Here is a 24,903-nt window from a genome sequence, read left to right on the forward strand (position 1 = left end):
TTGTATTGTTTCCCCCTCCCCCCCCCCTCCCCCCCCCCTCCCCCCCCCCCCCCCCCCCCCCCCCCCCCCACCGAAGCCTCGCCTAGAGCCTTACACTGGCAAACGTCGACTCATTGCGCGCCTGGCTCAACGCCGACATCGGCCCGGCCAGTGGCGACAGCACCAGTGCCTGCGGAATCGGCATCATTGCCACCTGCTGCGCCGTATTGGAGCCCACGCGCTCGTCACGCGGCGGAATACCGAAGTATTCGCGATAGCACTTGGAGAAGTGCGGCGTGGAAACAAAGCCGCACACCGACGCCACTTCGATGATCGACATCGGTGTCTGCTTGAGCAGTTGCCGGGCACGAATCAAGCGCAGTTTCAGGTAATAGCGCGACGGCGAGCAGTGCAGGTATTTCTGGAACAGGCGCTCAAGCTGGCGACGCGACACCGCGACATACACGGCCAGTTCGTCGAGGTCGATCGGCTCTTCCAGGTTGGCTTCCATCAGCGCGACGATTTCCTGCAGCTTCGGCTGGTTGGTGCCGAGCATATGCTTGAGCGGCACGCGCTGGTGATCCTGCTCGTTGCGAATGCGTTCGTAGACAAACATCTCGGAAATCGCCGCCGACAGTTCACGGCCATGATCGCGGCTGATCAGGTGCAGCATCATGTCCAGCGGCGCGGTACCGCCGGAGCTGGTAAAGCGGTTGCGGTCGAGGGTGAACAGGCGGGTGCTCATGCTTACCCGTGGGAAGGCTTCCTGCATTGCCGCCAGGCATTCCCAATGCACGCTGCAATCGAAGCCGTCGAGCAGGCCGGCACACGCCAGGGCCCAGCTGCCCGTGCATACCGCGCCAAGACGGCGCGACTGACGGGCCTGGCTCTGCAGCCAGGTCACGTGCTCGCGGGTGACGGTACGTTGAATGCCGATGCCGCCGCAGACAATCACGGTGTCCATCGGCGGTGCCTTGTGCATCGCCGCATCCGGGGTGATCTGCAAGCCGTCGCTGGCCCAGACCTGGCCACCGTCCACGCTCAGAGTGCTCCAGCGATACAGCTCGCGGCCGGAAAGCTGGTTGGCCATGCGCAGCGGTTCAACCGCAGACGCCAGAGAGATGAGCGTGAAGTTATCCAGCAGCAGGAAGCCGATGGATTGTGGTGTGCGGTTCTGGGTTGGGGTCCCGGAGTTGTACGACGTCATCGCGGTATCTCCTCACACAATGCAGGGTGCGCCTCAGGCAGGCACGGGCTTTTTTTGTCACGGCCCCGATTCGAATGCAGGGGCTTTGCCAATCACAACGCAAATGCCATGCCTGAAATTGAATGGGCATTCAACAAAACCCAAAAACGACGTCGCGCAGCGTCTAAAAGGCCTGTGTTGCCAAGCCGCGCATTAAACGCAAACAAGCGTCCTAGCGCCGCTGCAAAGGCGAGCTGAGCAATTCGGTAGCACTTGTGGGAAGGATGCCCAGAAACGACATCAACGATGTGTCACCCCAGGCGCCAATCGCTGGGGTGACAGCTGTTTAAAGCGAGGGTATCGAGCGGCGCGCTAAAAGGTGGCACGCATGGGCATAAACGGCGCAGGCCAGATCAACATTCGATGGCGTTAACCGCGAGGCCACCACGTGAAGTTTCCTTGTATTTGTCATGCATGTCGGCGCCGGTGTCGCGCATGGTGCGGATCACCCGGTCGAGCGAGATGAAGTGCTCGCCGTCGCCGCGCAGTGCCATTTGAGCGGCGTTGATGGCCTTCACCGCAGCAATCGCATTGCGCTCGATGCACGGCACCTGGACCAGCCCACCAACCGGGTCGCAGGTAAGCCCCAGGTTATGTTCAAGGCCGATCTCGGCGGCATTTTCCAGTTGTCCCGGGGTCGCGCCGAGCACTTCGGCAAGCCCCGCCGCCGCCATCGCACAGGCCGAACCGACTTCGCCCTGACAACCGACTTCGGCACCGGAAATCGATGCGTTTTTCTTGCACAAGATGCCTACTGCCGCCGCCCCCAGGAAGAAGTCGACCACACAGGCTTCACTGACCTCGTCGCTGAAGCGCATGTAGTAATGCAGCACCGCCGGAATGATCCCCGCCGCGCCATTGGTCGGCGCCGTGACCATGCGCCCACCGGCCGCGTTTTCTTCGTTGACCGCCAGGGCATAGAGGTTGACCCACTCCATGGCGCTCAAGGTCGAGCCGATCACATTGGGCTTGTTCAGCTCCTGCAGACTGCGATGCAGCTTGGCCGCACGGCGTTTGACGTTAAGCCCGCCAGGAAGGATGCCTTCATACTTGAGGCCGTTTTCGACACACGCCTGCATGGCATGCCAGAGCTTCAACAGTCCGGCGCGAATCTCCGCTTCGCTGCGCCAGACCTTCTCGTTTTCCAGCATCAGTTGCGACACGCGCAGGTCGTTTTTCTTGCACAGCTCCAGCAGTTCAACAGCGCTGTTGAAATCGTACGGGAGTACGGTGTTGTCGGCGTCCAGCACTCCGCTTGCGGCCTGGGCCGCATCGACGACAAAGCCGCCGCCGACCGAGTAATAGGTGTCGCGATGCAGCTCGCCGTCACCCCCTTCAGCAATCAGGGTCATGGCGTTGGGATGGTAGGGCAGGTTCTCGTCCAGCAGCAGCATGTCACGGCGCCAGACAAAGCCGACTTCCAACCGTCCATCAAGCAGCAAGGTGTCTGTTTCGCGCAGTGCAGCGATGCGCGGGCCAATCTGTGAAGGATCGATTGCGTCCGGCCACTCGCCCATCAGGCCCATGATCACCGCGTTGTCGCTACCGTGGCCGATTCCGGTGGCCGACAGCGAGCCATACAGGCGCACCTCGACGCGTTGCACCTGCTCAAGTTCACCACGCTCGCGCAGTCCCTGAACGAACAGCGCCGCTGCACGCATGGGCCCGACGGTATGGGAACTGGAGGGACCGACGCCGATCTTGAACAGGTCGAACACACTGATGGCCATGGCGCATACCTCCTGATTGAGCAGCCCTCCCCCAGCCAGGCCAAGGGCGTTGCAACTGCTACGCTGAAAGGGCGGCAATCCGCCGAATGCGCGCATCATCAGGCTTTTGAGCGGACTTCTGACGTCTACAACCGACGCGTTCTTGCCCAGCAACGCCGCCAGCTGTCACGACCGCTTCTGCGCCGTTTTTTTGCGGTGCAGAGGTAGCAAAACTGCGTTTACGGGGTGGGATAAATCTGTAAACGACCTCATCGACACTGGAAGCGACCCTGTCTGTACTGGATACGACGCACCCTGTAGGCGTTTGATTTTCGCTGTTAGATGATCGGTATCGACTCGATTGCACGGCACCTGTCCCGCTATCGCCCGATAGTCAGGTCCGACCGAATGCAAACCATAAAGCACGGCGGTCCCGTGGGACGTCCGAGAAAAACATCAGGAGTCCATCGAATGAAAGGTTCACCCTCGCTATTGCTGGCCGCGCTACTGAGTGTGCCGCTGCTGGCCCAGGCCGCAGAGCCTGAGCAGTGTCATACCGTCAACTTCTCCGATGTCGGCTGGACCGATATCACCGTCACTACCGCGGTTACCAGCGTTGTCCTGCAGTCGCTGGGCTACAAGACCAAGACCACGATGATTTCGGTGCCGGTGACCTACAAGTCGCTGGCCGACGGCAAGAACATGGACGTGTTCCTCGGCAACTGGATGCCGACCATGGAAAACGACATCAAGCAGTACCGCGATGCCGGTACGGTAGAGACCGTGCGAGCCAACCTCGAGAACGCCAAGTACACCCTCGCCGTACCCCAGGCCCTGTATGACAAGGGGCTGAAGAACTTCGCCGACATCGCCAAGTTCAAGAAGGAACTGGACGGCAAGATCTACGGCATCGAACCCGGCAACGACGGTAACCGCACCATCCAGAGCATGATCGACAAGAACGCCTTCGGCCTCAAGGACGCCGGGTTCAAGGTGGTCGAGTCCAGCGAAGCGGGCATGCTCTCGCAGGTAGAACGCGCCCAGCGCCGCGATACCGCGGTGGTGTTCCTGGGCTGGGAACCGCACCCGATGAACACCCGCTTCAAAATGAAATACCTCGACGGTGGCGATGACTTCTTCGGCCCCGACTACGGCAAGGCCACCGTACTCACCAACACCCGCAAGGGCTATACGCAGGAATGCAGCAACGTCGGTCAGCTGCTGAAAAACCTGTCCTTCACCCTGGACATGGAAAGCACCCTGATGGGCAACGTCCTGGACGACAAGATGAAACCCGACGCCGCAGCCAAAGCCTGGCTGAAAAACAACCCTCAGGTACTCGATACCTGGCTGGCAGGGGTTACCACCGTTGACGGCAAACCAGGCCTGGAGGCGGCCAAGGCCAAACTGACGCAGTAAGCACTGCCTGCGGCGGGCTGGCCCCGCCGCAGGCTGTCTTCAATTTTTTGCAGGTGGACGCTCGCTATCATGCTGATCGATGAAAAACTCCCTCTGGGCCAGTACATCGCAGGCTTCGTTGAATGGTTGACGCAACACGGCGCCAACTACTTCGATGCCTTCGCTGCGGCACTGGAATACATGATTCACGGTGTAACCGGGGCACTGACCTGGTTCAATCCCTTCGTCCTGATCGGCCTGATTGCAGTGATCGCGCACCTGATCCAGCGCAAATGGGCGCTGACCGTTTTCTGCGTGCTGTCATTCCTGCTGATCCTCAACCTCGGCTACTGGCAAGAGACCATGGAGACCCTGGCCCAGGTGTTGTTCGCCACCCTGGTCTGCGTGGCCATCGGCGTGCCGCTGGGCATCCTTGCCGCACATAAACCGATGTTCTACACCGCCATGCGCCCGGTCCTCGACCTGATGCAGACGGTACCTACCTTCGTGTACCTGATCCCGACCCTGACCCTGTTCGGCCTGGGCGTTGTCCCGGGACTGATCTCGACGGTGGTGTTCGCCATCGCCGCGCCGATCCGCCTGACCTACCTGGGTATCTGTGATGTGCCCCAGGAACTGCTCGACGCCGGCAAGGCGTTCGGCTGCTCACGCCGCCAATTGCTGTCGCGCATCGAACTGCCCCACGCCATGCCGAGCATCGCTGCCGGCGTAACCCAATGCATCATGCTGTCGCTGTCGATGGTGGTGATTGCCGCCCTGGTGGGTGCTGATGGCCTGGGCAAACCTGTTGTCAACGCACTGAACACTGCCGATATCGCCCTGGGCTTTGAAGCAGGTCTTGCGATCGTATTGCTGGCGATCATGCTCGACCGCATCTGCAAACAACCCGACGCACCGGTAAGGAGTGAAGCATGAGCATTATTCGCTTCGAAGATGTAGACGTTATCTTCTCCAGCCGACCGCGTGAGGCCCTCAGCCTGCTTGACCAAGGCTTTTCGCGGGAGCAGATCCTGAAGAAAACCGGGTTGGTAGTCGGCGTGGAAAAGGCCAACCTGGATATCAACAAAGGCGAGATCTGCGTGCTGATGGGCCTGTCCGGTTCGGGCAAGTCGAGTTTGCTGCGCTGCATCAACGGCCTTAACACTGTCAGCCGCGGCAAGTTGTTCGTCGAGCATGAAGGCTCGCATATCGACATCGCCCATTGCACCCCGGCAGAACTGAAGATGATGCGCACCAAGCGCATCGCCATGGTGTTCCAGAAGTTCGCCCTGATGCCCTGGCTGACCGTGCGCGAGAACATCAGCTTCGGCCTGGAAATGCAGGGCCGTCCGGAAAAAGAACGGCGCAAGCTGGTCGACGAAAAACTCGAACTGGTCGGCCTGACGCAATGGCGCAACAAGAAACCCGATGAACTCTCAGGCGGCATGCAGCAACGTGTGGGCCTGGCCCGCGCGCTGGCCATGGACGCCGATATCCTGCTGATGGACGAACCCTTCTCCGCCCTCGACCCGCTGATCCGTCAGGGCCTGCAGGACGAGCTGCTGGAGCTGCAACGCAAGCTGAGCAAGACCATAGTCTTCGTCAGCCACGACCTGGACGAAGCACTGAAGCTGGGCAGCCGTATCGCCATCATGAAAGACGGCAAGATCATCCAGTACAGCAAGCCCGAAGAGATCGTTCTCAACCCGGCCGACGAATATGTACGGACCTTCGTCGCCCACACCAACCCGCTCAACGTCCTGTGTGGCCGCAGCCTGATGCGCACCCTGGACAAGTGCAAGCGCATCAATGGCTCGGTGTGTATCGATCCGGGTGGCGACTCGTGGCTGGACCTGGCCGAAGGCAACACCATCAAGGGTGCACGCCAGGGCGCCACAGGCATGGACCTGCAGAACTGGGCACCGGGTGAAGCGGTGGAAGGACTGGGCCGCAAGCCGACGTTGGTCAGTGCCAGTATCGGTATGCGTGAGGCGCTGCAGATCCGTTACCAGACCGGTAACAAGCTGGTGCTGCAAGAGGGGAATACGGTGGTGGGGATTCTCGGCGACAGCGAGCTGTATCACGCGCTATTGGGCAAGAATCTGGGGTGAAAGCTATCGCGGGGCAAGCCCGCTCCCACCGGGATCACCTAGATCCCGGTGGGAGCGGGCTTGCCCCGCGATAGAGGACCGTCAGCGAACGACAATCCCCTGCTTGGCCATAAAGGCCTTGGCTTCCGGCACCGTGTACTCACCAAAGTGGAAGATGCTCGCCGCCAGCACAGCACTGGCATGACCTTCAAGAATCCCGTCAGCCAGATGCTGCAGATTACCCACACCACCTGAAGCAATCACCGGAATACCCAAGGCATCGCTGATGGCCCGGGTCACGCCCAGGTCAAAGCCGTTCTTCATGCCGTCCTGATCCATGCTGGTCAGCAGGATCTCACCGGCACCCAGGCCTTCCATCTTCTTCGCCCACTCCACCGCATCCAGGCCAGTCGGCTTGCGACCACCGTGGGTGAAGATCTCCCAGCGTGGGGTTTCGCCCGGGCCGGAAACTTTCTTGGCGTCGATCGCAACCACGATGCACTGCGAACCAAAGTGCGCGGCAGCCTCGCCAACGAACTCCGGATTGAACACCGCTGCGGTGTTGATCGAGACCTTGTCGGCACCGGCATTGAGCAGGTTGCGGATGTCCTGCACGGTACGTACGCCACCGCCCACGGTCAGCGGAATGAACACCTGGCTGGCCATGCGCTCGACGGTATGCAGGGTGGTATCGCGACCATCGACGCTGGCGGTAATGTCGAGGAAGGTGATTTCGTCAGCGCCCTGTTCATCGTAGCGCCGGGCGATTTCCACCGGGTCACCGGCATCGCGGATGTTCTCGAACTTGACGCCCTTGACCACCCGGCCGTTGTCCACGTCCAGGCAAGGGATGATGCGCTTGGCCAGTGCCATGTCGGAGTCCTCAGCCTTTATAGCTGTCGCAGAAGGCTTGTGCCTCGGCGACATCCAGGGTGCCTTCGTAGATGGCGCGGCCGGTGATCGCACCGATGATGCCTGGCGCCTTGGCGTCGAGCAGGGCCTTGATGTCACCGAGGTTGTGGATACCGCCGGAGGCGATGACCGGGATCTTGGTGGCAGCAGCCAGGGCAGCAGTGAACGGTACGTTGCAGCCTTGCATCATGCCGTCTTTAGCGATGTCGGTGTAGACGATGGCCGAGACGCCGTCGGCTTCGAAACGCTTGGCCAGGTCGATGACCTGCACCGAGCTGACTTCAGCCCAGCCGTCGGTAGCGACGAAACCGTCTTTGGCGTCCAGGCCGACGATGACCTTGCCCGGGAACGCGCGGCAAGCTTCAGCAACGAACTCCGGCTCTTTCACCGCTTTGGTGCCGATGATCACGTAGCTGACGCCGGCTTTGACGTAGTGCTCGATGGTTTCCAGCGAACGGATGCCGCCACCGATCTGGATCGGCAGGTTCGGGTAGCGCTTGGCGATGGCGGTAACCACTTCGCCATTGACCGGCTGGCCTTCGAAGGCGCCGTTGAGGTCAACCAGATGCAGACGACGGCAGCCGCCTTCGACCCACTTGGCGGCCATGCTCACCGGGTCGTCGGAGAAAACGGTGGAATCTTCCATGCGGCCTTGGCGCAGACGTACGCAAGCACCGTCCTTGAGATCGATAGCGGGGATAATCAGCATCTGGAAAACCTGTCTATTCGGTAAACAGTGATGCTCGAGAAGTCAGTTCTTCTCAAGCGCCCACAGGTCGCTTTCGATGCTTTCGAACCGCTCTTTGAGGTGGTTCTGCACATCGAAAATCGCCCTGTTGTAGTAGTGCGGGGCAATCTCTTTGGTGAACACTTCCAGTACCTCGGCGACCTCGAACGACCCCAGCTGCAGCTCGAAACGGTCTTCGAGGAAGCGCTTGAGTACGTCCAGCGCCTCACGTTCCTGTTCCGGCGCGAGGGTGAGGATCGGTGCCTTGGTCCTGGATTTGCTCATTACCAGCGTCCGTCCCAGGCCGCGAAGTTCTGCAGCAGCTGCAGGCCATGGGTATGGCTCTTCTCCGGGTGGAACTGCACGGCAAAACGCGAACCTTCAGCCAGCGCGGCAGCGAAATCGACACCGTAGTGACCGCGACCCACCACCTGCACGGCCTTGGCCGCAGTGATGTAGTAGCTGTGCACGAAGTAGAAACGTGCAAGGTCAGGAATGTTGTGCCACAGCGGATGGTCGATGGCCTGGGTGACTTCGTTCCAGCCCATGTGCGGCACCTTCAGGTGCTCGCCGTCTTCGTGCAGGTCTTTGCCGAAGAACTTCACCTGGCCGGGGAACAGGCCGATGCAGTCGACACCATCGTTCTCTTCGCTGTGATCGAGCAACGCCTGCATACCTACGCATATGCCCAGGAACGGACGGTCCTGGCTGACTTCACGCACCAGGCTGTCGAAGCCCAGGCGGCGAATTTCGGCCATGCAATCGCGAATCGCGCCGACACCCGGGAACACCACGCGATCAGCCTCGCGGATGACCGCAGCATCGCTGGTGATCAGTACCTTGCCGGCACCCACGTGTTCCAGCGCCTTGGCCACCGAGTGCAGGTTGCCCATGCCATAGTCGATAACGGCAACTGTCTGCATTACAGGCAACCCTTGGTCGATGGCATTTGCCCGGCCATACGCTCATCCAGCTCGATGGCCATGCGCAGCGCGCGGCCGAAAGCCTTGAACACCGTCTCGATCTGGTGGTGGGTGTTGTGCCCACGCAGGTTGTCGATGTGCAGGGTGACGTTGGCGTGGTTGACGAAGCCCTGGAAGAATTCCTGGAACAGGTCGACATCGAAACCGCCCACCGAGGCGCGGGTGTACGGCACGTGCATCTGCAGGCCTGGACGGCCGGAGAAGTCGATGACCACACGCGACAAGGCTTCGTCGAGCGGCACATAGGCATGGCCGTAGCGGCGGATGCCCTTCTTGTCGCCGATGGCCTGGTTGAACGCCTGGCCAAGGGTGATACCGACGTCTTCGACGGTATGGTGATCGTCGATATGCAGGTCGCCCTTGCACTCGATGTCGAGATCAATCAGCCCATGTCGGGCGATTTGGTCGAGCATGTGTTCAAGGAAAGGCACACCGATATCAAATCGGGCCTTGCCGCTGCCATCCAGGTTGATCGAGGCCTTGATCTGGGTTTCCAGAGTATTGCGCTCGACGGAAGCCTTACGTTCGACCATCACCAGCTCCGCAAAATCATTGGGCGAAAAAGGCGGTCATTATAGGCCTAGAAGCGCGTGGCATGGAACGAAGATGACATGTGGCAGGGGATTTACCTGCCACATGACGATTTTCTGCAACTCGGTAGGAGCGGGGGGGTCAGTTGAACAGTACCGCAGTCTTCTGCAGTGTCACCCAGATCCCCCAGGCCAGCGGAATCCCCACCACCAGCCAGGCGGCAACCACCAGCGGCAGGCTGCCAGGTGCTGCGTGCCACTCCAGCACCCGGGCATTGGCGTTGTTCTGGTCATGGCCCAGCGCCTGCTCGGCTGCCAGTTGCGCGTCAGTCATGAAGTACTTGTCGGCCACCGGGCGCACCAATGCATTGCAGACAAACCCCAGTACCAGCAGGCCGGCAAGGATGTACAGGGTGATGTCGTACACCGCCGCACGTTCCACACCCAGCGCCAGCTGGTATTCACGCAAGTAGGTAATCAGCACCGGCCCCAGCACGCCGGCCGCAGCCCAGGCGGTCAGCAGACGGCCGTGAATGGCGCCGACCATCTGCGTGCCGAACAGGTCAGCCAGATAAGCCGGCACGGTAGCGAAACCGCCACCGTACATCGACAAGATGATGCAGAACGCCGCCACGAACAGGGCGATATTGCCCAGATGGCCCATGTTCGGCACCAGCGCATACAGAGCGACACCGAGGGCGAAGAAGGCAAAATAGGTGTTCTTGCGCCCGATATAGTCGGAGAACGAGGCCCAGAAAAACCGCCCGCCAATGTTGAACAGGCTCAACAACCCGGTAAACCCGGCGGCGATTGCGGCAATTTGCGCCAGTTGCGCGGTGTTGAGCTCGCTGAAGCTCAGGTCATTGCCGAGCAATTTACCGGCGAACACTTCCTGCAGCAGCGGCGAGGCCATGCCCAGGATACCGATACCCGCCGATACGTTCAGGCACAGTACCAGCCAGATCAGTGCAAACTGCGGTGTTTTCCACGCAACACTGACATGCACATGGCGATGAGTGATCATCGCATTGCTGGCTTTCTTCAACGGTGCGGTCCAGCCTTCAGGCTTCCAGCCGGTAGGCGGCACTCGATAGGCCAGGGCCCCGCCGATCATGAACACGAAGTAGATCACCGCCATCACTACGAAGCTCTGCCAGACACCGACGCCTTCAGGGCTGGCGAAGTGATTCATCAGCGCTGCCGCCAGCGGCGCACCGACCATGGCGCCGCCGCCAAAGCCCATGATCGCCATGCCAGTGGCCATTCCGCGCTTGTCCGGGAACCACTTGATCAGGGTCGACACCGGGGAGATGTAGCCCAGGCCCAGGCCGATACCACCGATGACACCCGAGCCCAGCCACATCAGCCAGAGCTGGTGGGTATAGATGCCGAACGCCGAAATCAGCAAGCCACCGCACCAGCACAGCGCCGACACCACACCGGCCTTGCGCGGCCCGGCGTGCTCCAGCCAACCGCCCCAGATAGCGGCGGAGCAACCGAGGAACACAAAGAACAGGGTATAGATCCAGCTCAGCATCGAAATCTGCCAGTCGCATTCAGCGCTGAACAGGCGAGCGAAAAAGCTCATGTCCGGCGCACAGGCGACCGACGCGGTAATGCCAATCGCCTGCGACAGCGGCAACCAGAACACCGAAAAACCATAGGCCATGCCGATGCACAGATGGATGGCCAGCGCTGCCGGTGGCACCAGCCAGCGGTTGAAACCGGGCGTGGCGATGATCCGCTCTTTGGACAGGAAACCAGGGCTGCTGGTCAGCGCGCCTGCCGTGATACTGCTGTTCATTATCGTGTTCCCCTCGTAGAGATGGTCAGCTCACGGCTCACGACCTTGGCCTCTCGGCAACTGATCGTTTTTTGGCACAAATGCCCTGCAAAACGCGACATTTCGCCGCAGCAGGGTCTGTGAGCGGCGAAAGAGTAGCATTAGCCTTCGTCTTTGAAAGCAAACTGATGCCGTCTTTTGTTCGCCAACTGAACTGTGAAGCTCACCGCGGTCGAAACCCTGCCCCCCTAAATCAGCTCTACCTGAAGAATCTGATGGTGATGTAGGAGAATTCCACGTGAATCCTCGACCACCCCCAGCGACTACAAGCACAGCGCTATACTCTGCGGCTAAATTTTAGAATCGGACTACAAGGACTCGCCCATGAAAGCGTTCGGCAAAATCCTGGGGCTAGTGCTTCTCGGGCTGTTGCTGATCATTGTGGCTCTAGGCTTTGCCCTGACCCACCTCTTCGATCCCAACGACTACAAAGACGAGATTCGCCAGCTGGCACGCGAAAAAGCCCACGTTGAGCTAACGCTCAATGGCGACATTGGCTGGAGCCTGTTTCCCTGGCTGGGGTTGGAGCTGCATGAAGCCAGCATTGCTACCCTGAACAACCCGAAAGTAGCCTTTGCCGACCTGCAGATGCTCGGTCTGTCAGTGCGCGTGCTGCCGCTGCTGCGCCGTGAAGTGCAGATGAGCGACGTGCGCGTCGAAGGTCTGAACCTGATTCTGAGCCGCGACGAGAACGGCCACGGCAACTGGGAAGACATTGGCAAACCGTTGCCCGCTGCCGCTGCGGCTCCAACTGAAGGTGCAACGCCCGCACCTGCTGGCGAAACCACGGCCAAGGCCGACAGCAAGAGCGACGCCAACGAGCGTCCGGTCAAGCTCGATATCGACAGCCTGACCGTGAATAACGCCCGGGTTCAATACAGTGATGCGCGCAGCGGCCAGACCTTTGCCGCCGAAAGCATCCAGCTGAGCACCGGTGCTGTCCACGAAGGGGTGAACATCCCGCTGAAAATGACCGCCTTCGTCAGCGCCGGGCAACCGGTACTCAAGGCGCGCACCGAACTCAACGGCGAGCTGCGCTTCGACCGTCGCCTGAAACGCTACCAGTTCGAAGACATGAAGCTCAGTGGCGAAGCCTCAGGCGAGCCGCTGCAGGGCAAGACCCTGACCTTCGCCGCCCAGGGCCAGCTGCTGGTCGACCTGGCCGCCAATGTCGCCGAATGGAACGGCCTGAAACTTTCGGCCAACCAACTGCGCGCCCTGGGTGAGCTGAACCTGCGCGAGCTGGACAAAACCCCGCAACTGACCGGTGGCCTGTCCATCGCCCAGATTGACCTGCGCACCTTCCTCGACAGCATCGGCCACCCGCTTCCGGCTACTGCCGATGCCACCGCGCTGAGCAAGTTCGAGATGGTCAGCCGCCTGCAAGGCAGTCCCAACAGCCTGGCGCTGGAAGACCTGGCGGTAAAACTGGACGACAGCACCTTCAGTGGTCGCCTGGCCGTCGAAGACTTCGCCAAGCAGTCCCTGCGCATTCAGCTCAAGGCTGACAAGTTCGACGCCGACCGCTATATGCCGGCCAAGAGCGAAGCCGCTGCCAGCGCCACTGCTGCGCGCCAGGCCGAAGTCAAGAGCAAGGAACAAAGCGCCCTGGCCAGTGCCGGCAACACACCGCTGCCCGATGCCCCGACCCAGGTGGCCTGGAGCAACGACAAACTGTTGCCGGTCGATCGCCTGCGCCAGCTCGACCTCCAGGCTGACCTGAGCTTCGGTCTGCTGACGCTGGAGAAGCTGCCTATCGACAATGCCCACCTCAAGACTCAGGGCCAGGGTGGCCTGATTACCCTGGAAGCCCTGCGCGGCGGTCTCTACAACGGCGACTTCGAAACCAAGGGCACCCTGGATGTTCGCCCGGCAGTGCCGCAGATCGGCCTCACCACCAAGGTCAACCGGGTACCGGTCGAGCACTTCCTCAAGAGTCAGACCGAAACCCCGCCAGTCAAAGGCCTGTTGACCCTGAGCAGCGACCTCACCGCCACCGGCAACAGCCAGAAGGCCCTGGTCGATACCCTCAACGGCAATGCCAGCTTTATCATCAACGACGGCATCCTGGTCAACGCCAACCTTGAGCAGCAGCTCTGCCAGGCCATCGCCACCCTCAACCGCAAGGACCTGAGCGGCGAACCCCGCGGCAAGGACACCCCGTTCCAGGAGCTCAAAGGCAGCCTGGTGTTGCGTAATGGCGTAGCCAGCAACCCTGACCTCAAGGCCCGCATTCCCGGCCTGAGCGTCAACGGTCATGGCGATCTCGACTTGCGTGTATTGGGTATGGACTACCGCGTCGGCGTGATTGTCGAAGGCGACAAGCGCGACATGCCAGATCCGGCCTGCCAGGTCGGCGAACGGTATGTCGGCCTCGAACTGCCACTGCGCTGCCGCGGCCCGCTTGAGCTGGGCGCCAAAGCCTGCCGCCTGGACAAGGACGGCCTGGGTAAAGTCGCCGCCAAGCTGGCCGGCGATAAAGTCAGCGAGAAACTCAGCGACAAGATCGATGAGAAGCTCGGTGACAAGGTCAGCCCGGAACTCAAGGATGCACTCAAGGGGTTGTTCAAGCGATGAGCCCCGAGCAGTTTTCCAGCGCAGTGCTGGAATGGTACGACCGTAACGGCCGGCATGACCTGCCCTGGCAACAGGGCATCACGCCGTACCGGGTGTGGGTATCGGAAATCATGTTGCAGCAGACCCAGGTCAGCACCGTGCTCAACTACTTCGGCCGCTTCATGGAAGCCCTGCCGACAGTAGAGGCGCTGGCTGCAGCCCCTGAAGACGAGGTGCTGCACCTGTGGACCGGCCTGGGTTACTACACTCGCGCGCGCAACCTGCAAAAAACCGCGAAGATCGTCGTCGAGCAGTACGCTGGCGAATTCCCGCGGGATGTCGAGAAGCTTACCGAGCTGCCCGGCATCGGCCTGTCCACTGCTGGCGCCATCGCCAGTATCAGCATGGGCCTGCGCGCGCCGATCCTCGACGGCAACGTCAAGCGCGTGCTGGCCCGCTACACCGCCCAGGAAGGCTATCCGGGTGAGCCGAAGGTGGCCAAGGCGCTGTGGGCCAATGCCGAACGCTATACCCCTCACACCCGGGTCAATAATTACACCCAGGCGATGATGGACCTCGGCGCGACCCTGTGCACCCGCAGCAAGCCCAGTTGCCTGCTGTGTCCGCTGCAGGTCGGCTGCGAAGCGCACATGCTCGGCCAGGAAATCCGCTACCCGCTGCCCAAGCCGCGCAAGGAGCTGCCTCAGCGGCGCACACTGATGCCGCTGCTGGCCAACCGCGAAGGCGCCATTCTGCTCTACCGGCGCCCGTCCACGGGGCTCTGGGGCGGCTTGTGGAGCCTGCCGGAGCTGGACAACCTGGAACAGCTCGACGACCTGATCGACCAGCACGGCCTGAGCCTTACCACCAGCCAGGCGCTGGACGGCCTGACGCACACCTTCAGCCATTTCCAGCTGGCCATCGAACCATGGCTGGTCCGGGTCGATGACACTCGGGCCCACGTGGCCGAGCCCGACTGGCTCTGGTATAACCTCGCCACCCCGCCGCGCCTGGGCCTTGCCGCCCCGGTGAAAAAACTGCTGAAACGCGCGGCCGACGTTTTGATTGCAGGAGAGTCGCGATGACCCGCACCGTAATGTGCCGCAAGTACAACGAACAACTGCCAGGCCTGGAGCGTCCACCGTACCCGGGCGCCAAAGGCCAGGACATCTACGAGAACATCTCGCAGAAGGCCTGGGCCGACTGGCAGAAAGAACAGACCATGCTGATCAACGAGAAGCGTTTGAACATGATGAACGCCGAGGACCGCAAATTCCTCCAGGGCGAGATGGACAAGTTCTTCTCCGGCCAGGAATACGAAAAGGCCGAAGGCTACGTTCCACCTGCCGAATAACCCCGGAAAATCGTAAGCGACGGAATTAATTTAAAAATTTTTCAAAAAGTCGTTGACGCAAATCCGAAAAAGCCTTTTAATGCGCCCCGTTGCCCAGATAGCTCAGTCGGTAGAGCAGGGGATTGAAAATCCCCGTGTCGGCGGTTCGATTCCGTCTCTGGGCACCACTAATACCGAAACCCCTGAATCGCGAGATTCAGGGGTTTTTTGTTTGTGCCGGAAAAACCGGAGGCTGTTGACCAACATCAGTACCTCTGCGACAAACCGCCGTATGCTGCCTGAAGGACATTCGACAAAACCTACAGGCCCCACATGAGCGAAGAATCCACTGCCCTGCCCCTGCCCTCGCCGACTTCGGACACACCGGCCAGCACCAGCCAGACTCCGCCACGCAAACCCGCCGCCACACGCCCGCGGCGACCACGCACCACCCGCAAGCCAGCCACGGTTACCGCAGACGGCGAAATCAGCGCCATCAGCCAGGAACCGGCTGCGCTGAAAGTCGCCTCGGCTCCACGCGGCTCGAACGAAGACAGCACCGCAGCGAAACTGCCTGCCAGCTATCCGTACCGGACTCGCATGCGCCGCGCAGAGTACGAGAAAGCCAAGCACCAGCTGCAGATCGAGCTGCTCAAGGTGCAAAGCTGGGCCAAGGACACCGGCCAGCGCATCGTCGTGCTCTTCGAAGGCCGTGATGCGGCCGGTAAAGGCGGCACCATCAAACGCTTCATGGAGCACCTGAATCCGCGTGGCGCGCGTATCGTCGCCCTGGAGAAGCCTTCCGAACAGGAAAAGGGCCAGTGGTACTTCCAGCGTTACATCCAGCACCTGCCCACCGCCGGCGAAATGGTCTTCTTCGACCGCTCCTGGTACAACCGCGCCGGGGTCGAGCGGGTCATGGACTTCTGCTCGCCCCTGCAATACCTGGAGTTCATGCGCCAGGCACCCGACCTTGAGCGCATGCTCTGCAACAGCGGCATCCTTCTGTTCAAATACTGGTTCTCGGTCAACCGCGAAGAGCAGCTGCGCCGCTTCATCTCGCGCCGCGACGACCCACTCAAGCACTGGAAGCTGTCGCCCATCGACATCAAGTCGCTGGACAAGTGGGACGAATACACCGCCGCCAAAGAGGCGATGTTCTTCCATACCGACACCGCTGATGCACCCTGGACGGTGATCAAGTCCGACGACAAGAAGCGCGCACGGATCAATTGCATCCGCCACTTCCTGCATTCACTGGATTATCCCGGCAAGGACCTCAGCGTCGCCTACCAGCCCGATCCGCTGCTGGTTGAGCGTGCGGCCCGGGTACTTGTCGAGGAAGACCGTGGCGAGCTGGCACAGCCCGCCTGAGCGAGGCCGTCGGATACACTTGGGTTTCTTTGCCAACTAGGCTTCAATACGCAAAATTTTTCGACTCAGGATTCACCGATGGCCTCCAACAGCAAACAACAGAAACGCGCCAAGCGCGCCGCCAACAAGGCTCGCGAGAACCGCATGGTGCGTAGCGGCCAGGCGGTCAAGGGCTCCGGCGAGAGTTCCAGCGCCAGCGTCGAGCAGGTCTTCAACAAGGCCATGAACTCGGGCAGCTACACCGCCCTGTTCGACAAGATGAAACAAGCCCAGGAAGGCGGCCTGGTGGCACTGATTTCGGTGTTCCTGGTCGACCCGCTGCTGGCTCTGGTACTCAAAGGTCACAAGGAAGAGCACGCCACCGACTACATCGTCATGGTCTTCAGCGCCTACCGCCAATGGCTGGATGGCGCCGACGAGACCACCACCATGGCCTGGCTGGAGAGCGACGAGTTCCAGGAAGCCTACATCTCGGCCTCGGAAGCAGTGGCCAAGCAGCAACAGAAGATGTTTGGCTGATTTCGAGGCCTCATCGCGGGGCAAGCCCGCTCCCACAGAGACAACCTAAATCCCGGTGGGAGCGGGCTTGCCCCGCGATGCTTCGCTTAACAAAAAGGCCGCGATCCTCACAGGACGCGGCCTTTTCATTTCAACGCCACTGAATCAGTTGTTCAGCACCGCACGCCCAGCCGCCTCGGCCTTGCGCTTGCGCGCTACCAGCAGGCCCGCCGCTACCACAGCGATCGACAGCAAGCCGGTCGCGATGATTTCGATACGGTGATCCGGACGGATCAGCATCACCGTGAGAATGGCGACGATGAAGAAGATGGTTGCCCAGGTCAGGCCCGGGAACAGCCACATCTTGAAGGCGATCTTCTCGCCACGGGCCATGCGCTGGCGGCGCATGCGCAGCTGCGAGATGGCAATCACCAGGTACACCAGCAAGGCGATGGCGCCGGAGCTTGCCAGCAGGAACTCGAACACTGCGGCAGGAGCCACGTAGTTGGCAGCCACCGTAAGGAACGCCGCCGCCGTCGACAGCACCACGGCAACATACGGGGTACCGCTGGAGGTGGTGCGCTGGGCCACTGCCGGTGCATCACCACGCTTGCTCAGGGAGAAGAGCATGCGCGAGGAGGTGTACAGCGCCGAGTTCAGGCAGCTGGTTACCGCGATCAGCACCACGATGTCGACGATCAGCTTGGCATTGGGAATGCCCATCAGGTTCAGCACGGTCTGGTACGAACCGACTTCTGCCAGCTCACTGCTGTTCCACGGTACCAGTGCCACAACCAGGAAGATCGACACGAGGTAGAACAGGAAGATCCGCCAGATCACCGAGTTGGTGGCCTTGGAGATCTGCTTGCCCGGATCCTTGGATTCGGCTGCGGCAATAGTGACGATCTCGGTACCCATGAACGAGAACATGGTGGTCAACATTGCTGCCAGCACCGCGCCCAGGCCGTTAGGCATGAAGCCCTGGGTGTCGAACAGGTGACTGACACCGCTGACCTGGCTGTTAGGCAGGAAACCAAACACCGCCGCCGTGCCGAGAATGATGAAGCCGATGATGGCGATAACCTTGAGCAGGGCAAACCAGAACTCGAACTCGCCGTAGTTCTTCACGCTGAACAGGTTGGTTGCGGTCAGCAACAGGGTAATAACCAGGCTGAAGACCCAGATGCCGACATCAGGGAACCAGGCATGCAGGATGGCTGCTGCGGCGTTGGCCTCCAGCGGAATCACCAGCACCCAGAACCACCAGTACAGCCAGCCGATGGTAAAACCGGCCCAGTGGCCGATGGCCTTGTCGGCATAAGTAGAGAAAGAGCCCGTATCCGGCGAAGCGACCGCCATCTCCCCGAGCATGCGCATTACCAGCACCACCAGGGTACCGGCAGCGGCGTAGGCCAGCAGCACGGCAGGGCCGGCTGCAGCGATGGCGTGGCCGGAACCTACGAACAGGCCGGCGCCGATGACACCAGCAATAGACAGCATGGTGACATGCCGTTGTTTGAGCCCCTGAGCGAGGTCATTGGAATTGTGCGTACCGCTCATAAAACTACCTTTGAAAGGAGTGGCTTTCTACATCCTGATTTCGTCAGGCGCACCCTTCTGAAAAGAGTGCTACATCCTGTTGCCAGGGATAAGGCAATAAGCGCGCCAGTAGCACGACCGTTCGTACGGAAGTATTGGCAGCCCCCGTGGAACAGGGCATTCAGGACGTTGCTGCCAGTAGATGACCGAAAGACCATCAAATACTGTCGGAAATAGACAATTACTGAAATACCCACTTACAAATAGCCGGGTGCACCAAAACCCGTTCGCGGTAACACCTCATGCACAACCGCAGGGCAAAAAGGCGCAACCGCCAGGCGCAACCAATCGCCGCATTCAGGCGCCGAAGCTGGGCACAAGGTCAGAAACGGCTTCCCAGCACCGGCCAAAACTGGCACCATCGCGCCTTTTTTCATCAAGGCTCCGGCCCTGGAAACAAGGGTAAGTGGTCATCCGCGCGACAGTCCGCTGCAGCGATGCGACACTCACCCTTCCGGCAAGCACTTGCCCCTGCCGACCTTGTTGGCTGTCATTCCGCCGCTATGCTAGCTTGGCGCTCGCCACGAAGGCCGCCAACAGCAGGAGCGCACCAGAACACATGAGGACCGCACATGGCTGAGGCCACGCCCGCGCTGGAAATCCGCAACCTGCACAAACGCTACGGCGACCAGGAGATCCTCAAGGGCATCTCGCTGACCGCTCGCGATGGCGACGTGATCTCGATCCTGGGATCCTCCGGCTCCGGCAAGTCCACTCTGCTGCGCTGCATCAACCTGTTGGAGAACCCGCATCAGGGCCAGATCCTGGTGGCTGGTGAAGAGCTGCGCTTGAAGCCGGCGAAGAACGGCGACCTGGTGGCCGCCGACAACAAGCAGATCAATCGCCTGCGCAGCGAGATCGGCTTCGTGTTCCAGAACTTCAACCTCTGGCCGCACATGAGCATCCTCGACAACATCATCGAGGCGCCGCGCCGCGTGCTTGGCCAGAGCAAGGCCGAAGCCATCGAGCATGCCGAGGCACTGCTGAACAAAGTAGGGATCTACAACAAACGCCACAGCTACCCGGCCGAACTGTCCGGTGGTCAGCAACAGCGCGCTGCCATTGCCCGCACCCTGGCAATGAAACCCAAGGTCATTCTGTTCGACGAGCCGACCTCGGCCCTGGATCCGGAAATGGTCCAGGAAGTGCTTAACGTTATCCGCGCCCTGGCCGAAGAAGGCCGTACCATGCTACTGGTTACGCACGAAATGGGCTTCGCCCGCCAGGTGTCCAGCGAAGTTGTCTTCCTGCACCAAGGGCTGGTCGAAGAGCAGGGAACGCCGCAGCAGGTTTTTGAAAACCCGAACTCGGCGCGTTGTAAACAATTCATGTCCAGCAACCGCTAACGGAGCAACACGCATGCAGACCTATAAGAAATTCCTCCTGGCCGCTGCCGCCACGCTGGTGTTCTCGGCCAATGCAATGGCTGCCGAGAAACTGAAGATGGGCATCGAGGCGGCTTACCCGCCGTTCAACAACAAGGACGCCAGTGGCCAGGTCGTCGGCTTCGACAAAGACATCGGTGACGCCCTGTGCGCCAAGATGAAAGTCGAGTGCGAAGTGGTTACCTCCGACTGGGACGGCATCATCCCGGCCCTGAACGCCAAGAAGTTCGACTTCATCGTCTCGTCGCTGTCGATCACCGACGAACGCAAGCAGGCCGTGGACTTCACCGACCCGTACTACTCGAACAAGCAGCAGTTCATCGCGCCGAAAAACGTCGACTTCAAAACTGACGATGCTTCGCTGGCCGGCAAGACCCTCGGCACCCAGCGTGCAACCCAGGCCGCAGTCTGGCTGGACGATCACGGCGGCATGGACGGCAAGTTCAAGGTCAGCCTCTACGACACCCAGGAAAACGCCTACCTGGACCTGACCTCCGGCCGCGTCGACGCCCTGCTGGCCGACAAGTACGCCAACTACGATTGGCTCAAGTCCGACGCCGGTAAAAACTACGAGTTCAAAGGCGAGCCGGTGAACGAGAGCGACAAGGTCGGTATTGCTGTGCGCAAAGGTGACAACGAACTGCGCAACAAGCTGAACGCCGCTCTGAAGGAAATCGTTGCCGACGGCACCTACGAGAAGATCAACAACAAGTACTTCCCGTTCAGCATCTATTGATTCGCCCCGACCGGCATTGCCCTGGAGGCAATGCCGGTCCCTTGAACAAACCTGCCCATGAATATTGATCTCTACGGATTCGGTCCGGCCTTGTTGGCCGGGACACTGATGACCGTCCAACTCGCGTTGTCGGCCCTATGCCTGGGCCTGGTACTGGGGCTGCTTGGCGCCCTGGCCAAGACCTCGCCGTACAAACCCCTGCAATGGCTGGGTGGCTTCTACTCCACCCTGGTTCGCGGCGTGCCCGAACTGCTCTGGGTGTTGCTGATTTACTTTGGCACCGTCAGCCTGATGAACCGGCTGGGCGAAGCCCTGAATATTCCCGGCCTGGAGCTCAACGCCTTTGCCGCTGGCGTGATCGCTCTGGGCCTGTGCTTCGGCGCTTATGCCACGGAAGTCTTCCGTGGTGCGATCCTGGCCATCCCCAAGGGCCACCGAGAAGCGGGCCTGGCCCTGGGCCTGTCGAAAGGGCGGATCTTCTCCAAGCTGATCCTGCCGCAGATGTGGCGCATCGCCCTGCCGGGCCTGGGCAACCTGTTCATGATCTTGATGAAAGATACCGCACTGGTCTCGGTGATCGGCCTGGAAGAGATCATGCGCCACTCGCAGATCGCCGTGACGGTGAGCAAGCAGCCTTTCACCTTCTATATGGTCGCCGCAGTTATCTACCTGGGCCTGACCGTCCTTGCCATGACCGGCATGCACTTCATGGAAAAACGCGCCGCACGCGGCTTCGCGAGGCCTAACCAATGAACTGGGAAGTCATCATCAAGTGGCTGCCACGCCTGGCCCAAGGCGCCACGCTGACCCTGGAGCTGGTAGCCATCGCCGTGATTGCCGGCCTGATCCTGGCCATTCCGCTGGGAATCGCCCGTTCCTCCCGGCACTGGTACGTGCGCGCCCTGCCCTTCGGCTACATCTTCTTCTTCCGCGGCACGCCATTGCTGGTTCAGCTGTTTCTGGTCTATTACGGCCTGGCTCAGTTCGACGCCGTGCGCAACAGTGTCTTGTGGCCCTATTTGCGCGATCCGTTCTGGTGCACCGTGCTGACCATGACCCTGCACACCGCCGCCTACATCGCCGAGATCCTGCGTGGCGCGCTGCAGGCCATCCCCCGCGGTGAGATCGAAGCGGCGCGGGCGCTGGGCATGTCCAGGGCCAAAGCGCTGTTCTACATCATGCTGCCGCGCGCTGCGCGGATCGGCCTGCCGGCCTACAGCAACGAAGTGATCCTGATGCTCAAGGCCAGCGCCCTGGCGAGTACCGTGACACTGCTGGAACTGACTGGCATGGCGCGGACGATCATCGCCCGCACCTATCTGCCTGTGGAAATCTTCTTCGCAGCCGGCCTGTTCTATCTGCTGATCTCGTTCCTTCTGGTCCAGGGTTTCAAGCAACTCGAACGCTGGCTGCGCGTCGACGCCTGCCAGGGTCGCTGAACCTGTATAACGGGGCTGATCACAGCCCCGTTTTCGTACCTGCCCATGACCACTTCCCGCGCGCTAGAAGATGACCAGTTGCTCAGCCGCTTCCATGCCCTGGACGGCTTCCTGCGCGAGCACCAGCAACTGTGGCGGCCGCGCCCGTTCACCCAGCTGCACCTGCCCTGGGAGACCGAGCACCCGGCCCTGGCCGCCTGGTTGCGGCAGCGTTCGTTGAGCGAGGCGGAAGCGGCACATAACCATCCCGAGCAACTGCAGGCACCCGCGCCTTTTCCACAACTGGCGCGCCAGGCCGCGCAGCTGTCCGCAGTGGGTGAGTTATCCACAGTCGCCCTGGCCGCTGCCGGCCACCGTCTGAATGTCGATGTGCCTGGGCGCAAGTGGCAGCAGATCGAGGCGTTCGCCCGTCACCTGGGCTTTACTGGCGAACCGCAACACTGGCTCGACTGGTGTTCGGGTAAAGGCCATCTTGGGCGCCGATTGCTGCAAGCCGACAGCCAGCACCTGACCTGCCTGGAATACGATCCGGCATTGGTCGAGGCAGGTCAGAAGCTCAGCCAGCATCATGGCCTGGCCAGCCAGCACCTGTTGCAGGACGTGCTGGCCGAAGATGCCTACCGTCACCTGGGCAGCGAACACACGGCGGTGGCCCTGCATGCCTGCGGCGACCTGCATGTACGCCTGATACAACTGGCCAGCCGCCAGGGCTGCCGCCAACTGGCCATTGCGCCGTGCTGCTACAACCGCATCCAGGCAACGCAGTACCAGCCACTGTCCGCAGCGGCCATGGCTTCGGGCCTGCAGCTGTCCATTGATGATCTGGGCCTGCCCTTGAGCGAAACCGTCACCGCCGGGGCGCGGGTGCGTCGTCAGCGTGATGAGTCGATGGCCAGGCGCCTGGGATTTGATCTGCAGCAACGTCAGTGGCGCGGCGTCGATGAATACTTGCCGACTCCGTCATTACCGGTCAGTTGGTTGCACAAGCCTTTTGCCGACTACTGCCAGGAACTGGCCTTGCTGAAAAACCTGCACGTCGGCGCCATCCCGGATTGGCAGGCCCTGCAGGCCAGAGGCTGGCAACGCTTGGCCGAAGTGCGCAACCTGGAACTGCTGCGCAACCTGTTTCGCCGCCCGCTGGAACTGTGGTTGGTCCTGGACCGTGCTTTGTACCTGCAGGAGCAAGGCTATCGAGTGCAATTGGGGGTGTTCTGCGAGCAACCGCTGACACCGCGCAACCTCATGCTCCTGGCCGAGCAGCAGTAACCTCCACAGCTGTGCGCAGCCTGTGGATAAGTCTGTGGGCAACCTTTTGAAAAAACCCTCAAAATCCTTGGATCCAAGCGCTTTCAGCGATTGATCGTTTTTTGCCCAGTGGTTTATCGCCAGCAAAAACAGCCATTTGCGCAAAGACCAATGGCCTGCGTCGCTCCGACGCACGTAGGGGCTGGCTGGCACGCGCGTTGTGCATAAGCGCTTTAGCGATTAGCTCTAAGCAGGCAAATCAGGCCAGTTTCAGCAGGCTCATACCCGCCAGCAACAGCACCAGGCCCAACCAGCCCCGTCCGGCCAGACGCTGGCCAAACAGTGCCCAGCCCATCGCCACCGTGGCGAGGATGCCGAAGCCGCCCCAAATTGCATAAGCCAGCGACAGTTCAATATCGCGAACAGCCTGGGCCAGTGCGGTAAAGGCCGCCAGTACACAGAGAATCGACAGGACGCCCAGGCCACGCTTGCGGAAGCCGTCGGAGTATTTGAGCAACAGGTTGGCGATAACTTCCAGCACGATGGCCAGGCCCAACCAGGCAAAAGGAATCCAGTTCATGCTTAGCATGGCAGGGCCTCCATGTTGCGCTCGGCAGGTGCCGGGCGGGTACCGGCCTTGATCAGCAGGATACCGGCGATCATCACACCCAGGCCCGCAGCCTTGAGCAGACCGAGGCTTTCACCCAACCAGGTAACGCTGATCAGGGTAATGAAGACGATGCCGATGCCTTCCCACAGCGCGTAGGCAACGCCCACCGGCACACGTTTGACGGCCAGCGCCAGGAAGAAATACGACAGACCGATCATGGCGTACATCAGGCCATGGCCAAGAATCGGGTGTTCAGTGGCGGCGAATTTCATCGACGCAGTACCGATCACCTCAGCGGTGATGGCGATAAACAGATAAATCCAGGAACGCATGATGCCCTCCCACGGGCGACACAAACCCGGCGCACAAACGGCGACGGTTACAGACAAAAAGAGAGAAAAAGCTGTTTGTCGGGGGAGGCGCTAGAGACCGCCGGTCCAGTGATTTTCACGGGAAGCCAGACGAGAGGTGGGGAGCAGAAACGCTTTAGTGTTCAACATAATGAACAACAAATTAGCTGAAGGCATCGTTAAAGTCAAATCGATAGAAAATGACTAATTAAATTTCGCGTCTTTGAACACGTATTCAGGTGAAAGCCCTTAAAGGCTGCAGAAAGGTTCGTAAATTATACTTTCCAGTCTCAAAAGCATCGCGGGGGGGGAGAGAAGCCCCCCCCCGGGAATGGGGGGGGGGGGGGTGTTGTCTCCTGGC

Annotated in this window: 24 protein-coding genes and 1 tRNA gene; 14 read left to right on the forward strand and 11 right to left on the reverse strand. The window is 60.7% G+C overall.

Annotated features, from left to right (window positions below; genetic code table 11):
- Nucleotides 1–82: 82 nt before the first annotated feature.
- Together ACO6VD_RS25825 and ACO6VD_RS25830 are read right to left on the reverse strand one after the other, a co-directional pair.
- On the reverse strand, nucleotides 83–1,186 hold the full coding sequence (locus tag ACO6VD_RS25825) for a GlxA family transcriptional regulator (protein ID WP_400173347.1): 1,104 nt from the start codon (nucleotides 1,184–1,186) through the stop codon (nucleotides 83–85).
- 392 nt (nucleotides 1,187–1,578) lie between these two features.
- Nucleotides 1,579–2,955, reverse strand: coding sequence for an L-serine ammonia-lyase (locus ACO6VD_RS25830; RefSeq protein WP_422422720.1), 1,377 nt, complete (start codon nucleotides 2,953–2,955; stop codon nucleotides 1,579–1,581).
- Nucleotides 2,956–3,405: 450 nt separating this feature from the next.
- Between ACO6VD_RS25830 and ACO6VD_RS25835 the strand changes: the two genes are divergently transcribed.
- The 3 genes from ACO6VD_RS25835 to choV all read left to right on the forward strand — a co-directional run bounded on the left by ACO6VD_RS25835 (nucleotide 3,406) and on the right by choV (nucleotide 6,443).
- Nucleotides 3,406–4,353, forward strand: coding sequence for a choline ABC transporter substrate-binding protein (locus ACO6VD_RS25835; protein ID WP_422422721.1), 948 nt, complete (start codon nucleotides 3,406–3,408; stop codon nucleotides 4,351–4,353).
- A gap of 66 nt (nucleotides 4,354–4,419) precedes the next feature.
- The gene (gene choW / locus ACO6VD_RS25840; RefSeq protein ID WP_400173352.1) at nucleotides 4,420–5,268 is read left to right on the forward strand and encodes a choline ABC transporter permease subunit; all 849 of its coding nucleotides are present in this window, start codon (nucleotides 4,420–4,422) and stop codon (nucleotides 5,266–5,268) included.
- Complete coding sequence (choV, locus tag ACO6VD_RS25845) at nucleotides 5,265–6,443, forward strand: choline ABC transporter ATP-binding protein (RefSeq protein WP_422422722.1); 1,179 nt, start codon at nucleotides 5,265–5,267, stop codon at nucleotides 6,441–6,443. Before choW ends, choV begins: the two co-directional genes overlap by 4 nt.
- 81 nt (nucleotides 6,444–6,524) lie before the next feature.
- Here the strand turns inward: choV and hisF are convergent, their stop codons facing one another.
- The 6 genes from hisF to ACO6VD_RS25875 all read right to left on the reverse strand — a co-directional run bounded on the left by hisF (nucleotide 6,525) and on the right by ACO6VD_RS25875 (nucleotide 11,378).
- Nucleotides 6,525–7,295, reverse strand: coding sequence for an imidazole glycerol phosphate synthase subunit HisF (hisF, locus tag ACO6VD_RS25850; protein WP_038605774.1), 771 nt, complete (start codon nucleotides 7,293–7,295; stop codon nucleotides 6,525–6,527).
- Nucleotides 7,296–7,305: 10 nt separating this feature from the next.
- Nucleotides 7,306–8,043: a 1-(5-phosphoribosyl)-5-[(5-phosphoribosylamino)methylideneamino]imidazole-4-carboxamide isomerase gene (hisA, locus tag ACO6VD_RS25855; RefSeq protein WP_038605771.1), complete on the reverse strand. Its 738-nt coding sequence runs from the start codon at nucleotides 8,041–8,043 to the stop codon at nucleotides 7,306–7,308.
- 42 nt (nucleotides 8,044–8,085) lie between these two features.
- Nucleotides 8,086–8,346, reverse strand: coding sequence for a DUF2164 domain-containing protein (locus ACO6VD_RS25860; protein WP_422422723.1), 261 nt, complete (start codon nucleotides 8,344–8,346; stop codon nucleotides 8,086–8,088).
- Nucleotides 8,346–8,984, reverse strand: coding sequence for an imidazole glycerol phosphate synthase subunit HisH (gene hisH, locus ACO6VD_RS25865; RefSeq protein ID WP_422422724.1), 639 nt, complete (start codon nucleotides 8,982–8,984; stop codon nucleotides 8,346–8,348). Before hisH ends, ACO6VD_RS25860 begins: the two co-directional genes overlap by 1 nt.
- Nucleotides 8,984–9,577, reverse strand: a complete 594-nt coding sequence (gene hisB, locus ACO6VD_RS25870; protein ID WP_028942262.1) for an imidazoleglycerol-phosphate dehydratase HisB — start codon at nucleotides 9,575–9,577, stop codon at nucleotides 8,984–8,986. The genes hisH and hisB overlap by 1 nt, the downstream gene beginning before the upstream one ends.
- A gap of 139 nt (nucleotides 9,578–9,716) precedes the next feature.
- Nucleotides 9,717–11,378: an OFA family MFS transporter gene (locus ACO6VD_RS25875; protein ID WP_422422725.1), complete on the reverse strand. Its 1,662-nt coding sequence runs from the start codon at nucleotides 11,376–11,378 to the stop codon at nucleotides 9,717–9,719.
- A 363-nt stretch (nucleotides 11,379–11,741) separates the two neighbouring features.
- Here ACO6VD_RS25875 and ACO6VD_RS25880 point away from each other — a divergent pair, with 363 nt between their 5' ends.
- From ACO6VD_RS25880 to ACO6VD_RS25905, 6 genes are all read left to right on the forward strand, one after another.
- Entirely contained in the window at nucleotides 11,742–13,994 is a 2,253-nt protein-coding gene (locus ACO6VD_RS25880) for an AsmA family protein (RefSeq protein WP_422422726.1), read from the forward strand.
- The gene (gene mutY, locus ACO6VD_RS25885; protein WP_422422727.1) at nucleotides 13,991–15,058 is read left to right on the forward strand and encodes an A/G-specific adenine glycosylase; all 1,068 of its coding nucleotides are present in this window, start codon (nucleotides 13,991–13,993) and stop codon (nucleotides 15,056–15,058) included. Before ACO6VD_RS25880 ends, mutY begins: the two co-directional genes overlap by 4 nt.
- Nucleotides 15,055–15,327 carry an oxidative damage protection protein gene (locus ACO6VD_RS25890; protein ID WP_422422728.1) on the forward strand — a complete coding sequence of 91 codons (273 nt, stop codon included), beginning with the start codon at nucleotides 15,055–15,057 and terminating at the stop codon, nucleotides 15,325–15,327. Before mutY ends, ACO6VD_RS25890 begins: the two co-directional genes overlap by 4 nt.
- Before the next feature lie 91 nt (nucleotides 15,328–15,418).
- Nucleotides 15,419–15,494 (forward strand) — tRNA-Phe (locus ACO6VD_RS25895).
- 145 nt (nucleotides 15,495–15,639) lie between these two features.
- Complete coding sequence (gene ppk2, locus ACO6VD_RS25900) at nucleotides 15,640–16,680, forward strand: polyphosphate kinase 2 (RefSeq protein ID WP_400173339.1); 1,041 nt, start codon at nucleotides 15,640–15,642, stop codon at nucleotides 16,678–16,680.
- Between the two features lie 78 nt (nucleotides 16,681–16,758).
- A complete protein-coding gene (locus ACO6VD_RS25905; protein WP_422422729.1) occupies nucleotides 16,759–17,199 on the forward strand; it encodes a hypothetical protein in 441 nt (146 codons plus the stop codon).
- A gap of 144 nt (nucleotides 17,200–17,343) precedes the next feature.
- On the opposite strand, the gene gabP is transcribed toward ACO6VD_RS25905, so the two are convergent.
- Nucleotides 17,344–18,738: a GABA permease gene (gene gabP, locus ACO6VD_RS25910; RefSeq protein WP_038605747.1), complete on the reverse strand. Its 1,395-nt coding sequence runs from the start codon at nucleotides 18,736–18,738 to the stop codon at nucleotides 17,344–17,346.
- A 611-nt stretch (nucleotides 18,739–19,349) separates the two neighbouring features.
- Here gabP and ACO6VD_RS25915 point away from each other — a divergent pair.
- Genes ACO6VD_RS25915 through ACO6VD_RS25935 form a run of 5 tightly spaced genes read left to right on the forward strand, consistent with a single transcriptional unit; the run spans nucleotide 19,350 to nucleotide 23,603 of the window.
- Complete coding sequence (locus tag ACO6VD_RS25915; RefSeq protein WP_400173337.1) at nucleotides 19,350–20,123, forward strand: ABC transporter ATP-binding protein; 774 nt, start codon at nucleotides 19,350–19,352, stop codon at nucleotides 20,121–20,123.
- Between the two features lie 13 nt (nucleotides 20,124–20,136).
- Nucleotides 20,137–20,898 carry an ABC transporter substrate-binding protein gene (locus ACO6VD_RS25920; protein WP_422422730.1) on the forward strand — a complete coding sequence of 254 codons (762 nt, stop codon included), beginning with the start codon at nucleotides 20,137–20,139 and terminating at the stop codon, nucleotides 20,896–20,898.
- Between the two features lie 57 nt (nucleotides 20,899–20,955).
- Nucleotides 20,956–21,651, forward strand: coding sequence for an ABC transporter permease (locus tag ACO6VD_RS25925; protein WP_422422731.1), 696 nt, complete (start codon nucleotides 20,956–20,958; stop codon nucleotides 21,649–21,651).
- Nucleotides 21,648–22,337, forward strand: coding sequence for an ABC transporter permease (locus ACO6VD_RS25930; RefSeq protein ID WP_400173334.1), 690 nt, complete (start codon nucleotides 21,648–21,650; stop codon nucleotides 22,335–22,337). The genes ACO6VD_RS25925 and ACO6VD_RS25930 overlap by 4 nt, the downstream gene beginning before the upstream one ends.
- A gap of 45 nt (nucleotides 22,338–22,382) precedes the next feature.
- Nucleotides 22,383–23,603 (forward strand): methyltransferase, encoded by a 1,221-nt coding sequence (locus ACO6VD_RS25935; RefSeq protein ID WP_422422732.1) that lies wholly within the window; start codon nucleotides 22,383–22,385, stop codon nucleotides 23,601–23,603.
- 238 nt (nucleotides 23,604–23,841) lie between these two features.
- Here the strand turns inward: ACO6VD_RS25935 and mdtI are convergent, their stop codons facing one another.
- Entirely contained in the window at nucleotides 23,842–24,171 is a 330-nt protein-coding gene (gene mdtI / locus ACO6VD_RS25940; protein WP_157190839.1) for a multidrug/spermidine efflux SMR transporter subunit MdtI, read from the reverse strand.
- Nucleotides 24,165–24,524, reverse strand: coding sequence for an SMR family transporter (locus tag ACO6VD_RS25945; RefSeq protein WP_400173331.1), 360 nt, complete (start codon nucleotides 24,522–24,524; stop codon nucleotides 24,165–24,167). Before ACO6VD_RS25945 ends, mdtI begins: the two co-directional genes overlap by 7 nt.
- Between the last annotated feature and the right edge of the window lie 379 nt (nucleotides 24,525–24,903).

The organism is Pseudomonas sp. GZD-222 (assembly GCF_049310525.1).
GTDB lineage: Bacteria > Pseudomonadota > Gammaproteobacteria > Pseudomonadales > Pseudomonadaceae > Aquipseudomonas.